Annotated in this window: 5 protein-coding genes; 4 read left to right on the top strand and 1 reads right to left on the bottom strand. The window is 69.0% G+C overall.

Annotation, left to right across the window (positions count from 1 at the left end):
- Positions 1 to 63: 63 nt before the first annotated feature.
- Positions 64 to 945 (bottom strand): glycerophosphodiester phosphodiesterase, encoded by an 882-nt coding sequence (locus FE633_RS30565; protein WP_212747299.1) that lies wholly within the window; start codon positions 943 to 945, stop codon positions 64 to 66.
- A 224-nt stretch (positions 946 to 1,169) separates the two neighbouring features.
- On the opposite strand from FE633_RS30565, the gene FE633_RS30560 reads away from it, so the two are divergent.
- The 4 genes from FE633_RS30560 (at position 1,170) to FE633_RS30545 (ending at position 6,947) form a co-directional block, all read left to right on the top strand.
- Entirely contained in the window at positions 1,170 to 2,030 is an 861-nt protein-coding gene (locus FE633_RS30560) for an MHYT domain-containing protein (protein WP_138048416.1), read from the top strand.
- Positions 2,031 to 2,072: 42 nt separating this feature from the next.
- Complete coding sequence (gene uvrB / locus FE633_RS30555) at positions 2,073 to 4,199, top strand: excinuclease ABC subunit UvrB (RefSeq protein WP_138048415.1); 2,127 nt, start codon at positions 2,073 to 2,075, stop codon at positions 4,197 to 4,199.
- Positions 4,200 to 4,339: 140 nt separating this feature from the next.
- A complete protein-coding gene (locus tag FE633_RS30550; protein ID WP_138048414.1) occupies positions 4,340 to 4,918 on the top strand; it encodes a TerD family protein in 579 nt (192 codons plus the stop codon).
- A gap of 37 nt (positions 4,919 to 4,955) precedes the next feature.
- Positions 4,956 to 6,947, top strand: a complete 1,992-nt coding sequence (locus FE633_RS30545) for a TerD family protein (RefSeq protein WP_138048413.1) — start codon at positions 4,956 to 4,958, stop codon at positions 6,945 to 6,947.
- Positions 6,948 to 7,215: the final 268 nt, after the last annotated feature.

Genomic DNA, 7,215 nt, shown 5'->3' with positions numbered 1-7,215 from the left:
CCGGTGGCGCGGACGCATGCGGGCGTCCGCGCCACCGGCAGGGCCCGGGAGTGGGCCTCAGAACTAGTCCAGCGCGGCCCGGACCACGTCGGGCTTGTTCGTGATGATGCCGTTCACACCGAAGTCCGCGACGCGTCGTGCGCCGTCCGCGGTGTCGACGGTCCATGTGAAGATTTCCAGCGGCTTGCCGTGCGGTCCGTCGAGCTTGTGGATCGACGCGACGTAATCGGCGGAGATGGACGTGTGCGTCGAGTTGATCTGGTCGGCGAACTTCGCGTACGCAGGCAGCTCCGAGACCGCCGGCGTGCCCAGAAAGCCCGTCTTGACGTCGGGCCGCAGCTCGTGCACGGTCCGTACGCTGTCCGCGCTGAAGCTCTGGATGACCAGCTTGCTCCGTACGTTGAACGGCCACAGCCAGCCCTCGTTGCTGAGGACCTTGAGGGTCTCCTTCTCGATTCCCGGGTAGAGCGCCGGGTTCTTGATCTCCAGCACGAGCTTCTGATGGTTGCGGGAGACACGGTTCATGTACTGCTTCAGCGTCGGCACGCGCGCGCCCGCGTACTTGGCGCTGAACCAGCTGCCCGCGTCCAGGCGTGCGATTTCAGCGGCGGTGAAGTCCTTGACCTTCCACGGCGCCCGGTCGGGGAAGACCTCCTCGACGTTGGTCGTGCGCTTGAGGTTGTCGTCGTGGATCACCACGAGTTCGCCGTCCTTCGTGCGCTGGACGTCGTTCTCGACCCAGCGGAATCCCAGCTTCGCCGCCTTGTCGACGGCGGCCAGGGTGTTCTCGGGGGCGTAGGCGGAGGCGCCGCGGTGGGAGTGGAGAGAGCGAGTGCGGCGGCTCCCATGAGCGCGGTGGTCGTGGCGGCTGCAACGCGCGCGGGCATGCGTACTCCTTGTGTCTGGCTCATCACTGACTGCTCCAGAGTGACAGCAGGGAGCCAACAGAAGGGGGGTGCAGGATGGCCATAGATTGAATGGAGTTGCCCATGAGCGGTCACGGTTGCCGCACAACTGAGGTAGGGGCGTGTTTCTTTGCCGGATAATCGTTCGAGCGCTCCGGCGGGGTCATACTCTCTGCGTCACCCCTGGCCGCCGCCGCGGCGGTCCTGGGACGGGGGCATTGACACGGAATTCCGGGACGCAACAGGGCGGAAGGGCAACCGCGCATGCAAGGCACGGTCGACGGCTTCAGCTACGGACTCGTCACGCCGTTGGTGGCGTACCTCATGGCCTGCCTCGGTGGCGCGCTGGGCCTGCGCTGCACCACGAGATCGATGCTGGTCACCCACACCTGGAGGCCCGGCTGGCTGGCGCTCGGCTCGGCGGCCATCGGTTCCGGCATCTGGACGATGCATTTCATCGCCATGATGGGTTTCTCCGTCGAGGAGACCCCCATCCACTACGACAAACCGATCACCTTCGCGAGCCTCGGCGTCGCGATCCTCATGGTCGGGATCGGGATCTTCATCGTCGGCTACAAGGGCGCGTCCGGAACGGCCCTGTTCACCGGAGGCACCATCACCGGTCTGGGCATCGCCTCGATGCACTACCTGGGGATGGCCGGAATGCGACTCAACGGAAAGCTCGAGTACAACACCCTCACCGTCGCCGCCTCGGTCGTCATCGCCGTCGTGGCCGCGATCACGGCGCTCTGGGCGGCGGGACAGGTGCGCGGTTTCCTGTGGAGCGTGGGCGCGAGCCTCGTCATGGGCCTCGCCGTCAGCGGCATGCACTACATGGGCATGGCCGCGCTCAGCGTCCATCTGCACGGCACCGCCGGCGGCGGCCCCGCCGACTCGCCCGCCTCCCTCCTGGCGCCCCTGATGATCGGCCCCCTCGCCTTCCTGGTGCTGGCCGGTGTCGTCGTGATGTTCGACCCGCTGATGGTCATGGGCAAGCCCGACCGGATCCCCACCGAGCGCAAGCCCGGCATCCCGGCCCACATGGTCCGCCACACCGGCCGCCGGCCCCTGCCCCGCCCGCGTCAGCGCTCCGGCCGCCCCGGTTCCCGCACCCCGCAGAGGTAGTGACCGGCCCCGTTGTCAGTGCGGAGTCGTACGGTGGATTCCATGCGGCCCGTTTCCAAGATCGAACGCACGGTGGCGCCTTTCGAGGTCGTCAGCCCGTACCAGCCCAGCGGCGACCAGCCCGCTGCCATCGCCGACCTTGACCGGCGTATCCGCGCAGGTGAGAAGGATGTCGTCCTCCTGGGCGCGACCGGCACCGGTAAGTCCGCGACCACGGCGTGGATGATCGAGAAGCTTCAGCGCCCCACCCTCGTGATGGCGCCGAACAAGACGCTGGCCGCCCAGCTGGCCAACGAGTTCCGCGAGCTGCTGCCGAACAACGCGGTCGAGTACTTCGTCTCGTACTACGACTACTACCAGCCAGAGGCGTACGTCCCGCAGTCGGACACCTACATCGAGAAGGACTCCTCGATCAACGAGGAGGTCGAGCGCCTGCGCCACTCCGCGACCAACTCGCTGCTCACCCGCCGCGACGTCGTCGTGGTCGCCTCGGTCTCCTGCATCTACGGCCTCGGTACGCCGCAGGAGTACGTGGACCGGATGGTCCCGCTCAAGGTCGGCGACGAGATCGACCGGGACGACCTGCTGCGCCGCTTTGTGGAGATCCAGTACACGCGCAACGACGTGGCCTTCGCCCGGGGCACCTTCCGCGTCCGCGGCGACACGATCGAAATCTTCCCGGTCTACGAGGAACTGGCCGTCCGCATCGAGATGTTCGGCGACGAGATCGAGGCACTCTCCACGCTGCATCCGCTCACCGGCGAGGTCATCAGCGACGACGAGCAGCTCTACGTGTTCCCGGCGTCCCACTATGTAGCGGGCCCCGAGCGCCTGGAGCGCGCCGCCAACGACATCGAGAAGGAGCTGGGAGAGCGCCTCGCGGAACTGGAGAAGCAGGGCAAGCTCCTGGAGGCCCAGCGGCTGCGGATGCGCACGACGTACGACCTCGAGATGCTCCGCCAGATCGGCTCCTGCTCCGGTGTGGAGAACTACTCGATGCACTTCGACGGCCGCGTGCCCGGATCCCCGCCGAACACGCTGCTGGACTACTTCCCGGACGACTTCCTGCTCGTCATCGACGAGTCGCATGTCACGGTGCCGCAGATCGGGGCCATGTACGAGGGCGACGCCTCCCGTAAGCGCACGCTCGTCGACCACGGCTTCCGGCTGCCTTCCGCCCTGGACAACCGCCCCCTGAAGTGGGAGGAGTTCCAGGAGCGCATCGGACAGGCCGTCTACCTGTCCGCGACCCCGGGCAAGTACGAACTCTCGCGCGCGGACGGCCATGTCGAGCAGATCATCCGCCCCACCGGCCTCGTCGACCCCGAGGTCGTGGTCAAGCCGACCGAGGGACAGATCGACGACCTGGTGCACGAGATCCGCAAGCGTTCCGAGAAGGACGAGCGCGTCCTGGTCACCACGCTCACCAAGAAGATGGCCGAGGACCTCACCGACTACTTCCTCGAACTCGGCATCCAGGTGCGCTATCTGCACAGCGACGTCGACACGCTGCGCCGCGTAGAGCTGCTGCGCGAGCTGCGCGCCGGTGAATTCGACGTCCTCGTCGGCATCAACCTCCTGAGGGAGGGCCTCGACCTGCCCGAGGTCTCCCTGGTGTCGATCCTCGACGCCGACAAGGAGGGCTTCCTGCGGTCCGGTACTTCGCTCATCCAGACCATCGGCCGCGCGGCGCGCAACGTCTCCGGCCAGGTCCACATGTACGCCGACAAGATCACCCCGGCGATGGAGAAGGCCATCGAGGAGACCAACCGCCGCCGGGAGAAGCAAGTCGCGTACAACACGGAGCGGGGCATCGACCCGCAGCCCCTCCGTAAGAAGATCAACGACATCGTGGCGCAGATCGCCCGCGAGGACGTCGACACGGAGCAGCTGCTCGGCTCGGGCTACCGCCAGTCGAAGGACGGCAAGGGAGCCAAAGCCCCGGTGCCCAAGGCCGCCAAGGGAGCCAAGGCTGCGAAGGGCAAGGGCAAGGAGACCGTGCCCACCGACCGGCCCGCGGCCGAACTCGCCGAGCAGATCGAGGAGATGACGGAGCGGATGCGCGCGGCGGCCGCCGACCTGCAGTTCGAGATCGCCGCCCGGCTGCGCGACGAGGTCTCGGAGATGAAGAAAGAACTGCGCCAGATGAGGGAGGCGGGCATCGCCTGACAAGCCCGTATCGCGCGCTGTGTTGCAAGACCGACACAAAGTGCGGAGCAGGGTTCGGCACTGTCGGTGCCCCTGCGTAGGGTGCTGGTCAACCGCAGGGTTCTGCGGCAACAGGGGACAGTCCGAGAGGGGAACAGCGCGTGACGGTCAACATGACCAAGGGTCAGGCCATCAGTCTGCAGAAGAACGACGGAGGCACCCTGACCGCGGTGCGCATGGGGCTCGGCTGGCAGGCGGCCCCGCGCCGTGGCCTGTTCGGCTCGCGCACCCGGGAGATCGACCTCGACGCGTCGGCCGTGCTGTTCGCGGACAAGCAGCCGGTCGACGTGGTGTTCTTCCGTCACCTCGTCAGCGACGACGGCTCGGTACGGCACACCGGAGACAACCTCGTCGGCGGTGTCGGGCAGGGCGGCGACGACGAGGCGATCCTCGTCGACCTGCAGCGCGTGCCGGTCCACATCGATCAGATCGTCTTCACCGTGAACTCATTCACGGGCCAGACCTTCCAGGAAGTGCAGGACGCGTTCTGCCGGCTGGTCGACGAGACCAACGGTCAGGAACTCGCCCGCTACACGCTGGCGGGCGGCGGCCAGTACACGGCGCAGATCATGGCGAAGGTGCACCGCGCGGGCGCGGGCTGGCAGATGACGGCCCTCGGTACGCCGGCCAACGGCCGCACGTTCCAGGACCTGATGCCCGCGATCCTGCCGCACCTGTAGGCAGCCCGGCGCACACGAAACAAGGGGGAAGCAGGCGATGACGGCCGAGCTGGTCCGGGGACAGAACCATCCGCTGCCCCAGGTCCGCCTTGAGGTCCGGGTGTCGGCCGGAAAGCCGGTCGTGGCGGGAGCCACGCTCAGCGACGAGAACGGCAAGGTGCCCGGTGTCGAGTGGGTGGCCCACCCCGGCTCTCCCACCCTGCCCGGCCTCGAGGTCTCCAAGCAGGCGGCGGCCGACCACCGCCTCGCCTTCGACCTGGGCGCCCTGCCGGAGGCCGTACACCGGGTCAGTGTGCTGCTCGCTCTGCCCATCGGCGTCGGCGGCCCGATCCGGTTCGGTGCCGTCGCCGCTCCCTTCGTGGCGGTCACCGGGCTCGACGGGGCCGAGGTGGCCAGCTACACGATCACCAGCCTCGACTCCGAGTCGGCCGTGGTCGCTCTCGAGCTGTACCGCAGGCAGGGAGCCTGGAAGGTGCGCGCCGTCGGCCAGGGGTACGCGGGCGGCCTTGCCGAACTCCTCGCCGACCAGGGCCTGCCCCAGGCCCACCAACTCGCGGGCAGCATCAACGAGGCGGTGGCCCAGGGGCTGGCGCGTTCCGTGGCCGCGCCTCCGCCGCGCACGGCCGACGGCGAGCGCTCCCGGCACGCCGCGGCACCGGCGCTGGGCCCGGACCAGGGCGGAGCCACGCCCCAGGGCACCCCCGGTCAGACGGGACACACGGGACACACGGCCGCGCCGCAGGGCGGCTCCGCAGGAGGACCCGCGCAGCCGGATCCGTCCGCCGTCACCCAGCCCGCGATGCCCGGAGCCGGTGGCTCCGTCAACTACAGTCACCCCGGCCGACAGGCTGCCGCGCCTCCGCCGCCCCCGCCCACCGCGCCCCCGGCCCAGCCCGGCCAGGTCGCGCAGCCCGTCGCGGGCGACGCGACCGGCTGGTCCATGGACGAGCGGCTCTACAACCAGGTGTGGGGCATGTTCGAGGACCTGGCGCGCACCACGGCCGCGTACCGCAGCGCCGTCGACTTCGCCGAGTCCCGCATGGAACAGGAGCTCGACAAGGTCCTGTCAGACCCGCGCAGCCGCATCGGCGGACAGGGGGACGCCGCGCGCGAGGCGGCCCGCGCCAAGCACGGCCTGCTCGTCGACCAGGCCAGGGCCGCACTCGACCGCGACCTCGCCCAGCTCACCGCCGAGTCCGAGGTCGTCGAGCCTGCGCTGCCGCCCGCGTTCGCGCGCTGGGACAACCCGGTCTGGCACGGCTACCGGGTTCCGATGGAGATCCCCATGGCGCTGCGCCTGGGCGACCTCCGGCTGCCCGAGAGCTCCCTCCTCAGCATTCCGATGCTGGTGCGGCTGCCGCTGGAGCGTGGCCTGTGGATCGACAGCGGCCGTGTCGGATCCCTCGACGGCTCGCTCGCCGACTCCGGGGAACTGCGCCGCCTCGCCATGGACACGGCGGTGGCACACGCGGCCCGGCTGCTCGCGGTCTATCCGGCGGGCGAATACACGGTGCACGTCATCGACCCGGCCGGCTCGGGTGCCTCGGCACTGGCACCGCTCGTACAGACCGGCGTGCTGCACGCCCCGCCCGCCGCCGGCGCCGCGGGAGTGAACGACGTCCTGGCCAGGCTCACCCAGCGCGTCGACCTGGTACAGATGGCGATCCGCGGCGGTGCGGCCGACGCACTCCCGCCGGGCCTCGACACGGCCGAACAGTTGCTGATCGTCAACGACTTCCCGCACGGCTTCGACGACCGAGCGGTGACCCAGCTGCGTTACCTCGCGGACGAGGGTCCGGCCGTCGGCGTCCATCTCATGCTGGTCGCCGACCGGGAGGACGCCGCCGCCTACGGCCCGCTGCTCGACCCGCTCTGGCGCTCGCTCATGCGTCTCACCCCGGTGCCCGACGACCACCTGGCCGACCCATGGGTCGGGCACGCGTGGACGTACGAGCCCTCGCTCATACCGCCCGGCAGTCAGGTGCTCCACCACGTGCTCAGCCAGGTCGCGGCGGCCCGCCGCTCCTGAAACCGCTGACACGCTGACACTCCGAAGGGCCGCTCTCGCACGCGATCGAGGGCGGCCCTTTGTGCTGCACCAAGGCTTGGTCAAGGCTTCTGACCAGGGTATTTGGTCTTTCTTTTGCCAACTCCTTTACCTTTCCTTGGTGATTGGGGTACTGTCGTTCATGCGGAGGGGAGTACTCCCTACCTACTGCGGCGTACCCGTCAATACGGATCTGGCCAGATCCCGGGGCGTCGGCCCGAAGGCACCAGGCGTGACAGACGCCCCCGGT

The organism is Streptomyces montanus (assembly GCF_005786655.1).
In the GTDB taxonomy this organism is placed as follows: domain Bacteria; phylum Actinomycetota; class Actinomycetes; order Streptomycetales; family Streptomycetaceae; genus Streptomyces; species Streptomyces sporangiiformans.
Note: the sequence above shows the minus strand (reverse complement) of the source record. Positions and strands in the feature narration are given on the sequence as shown.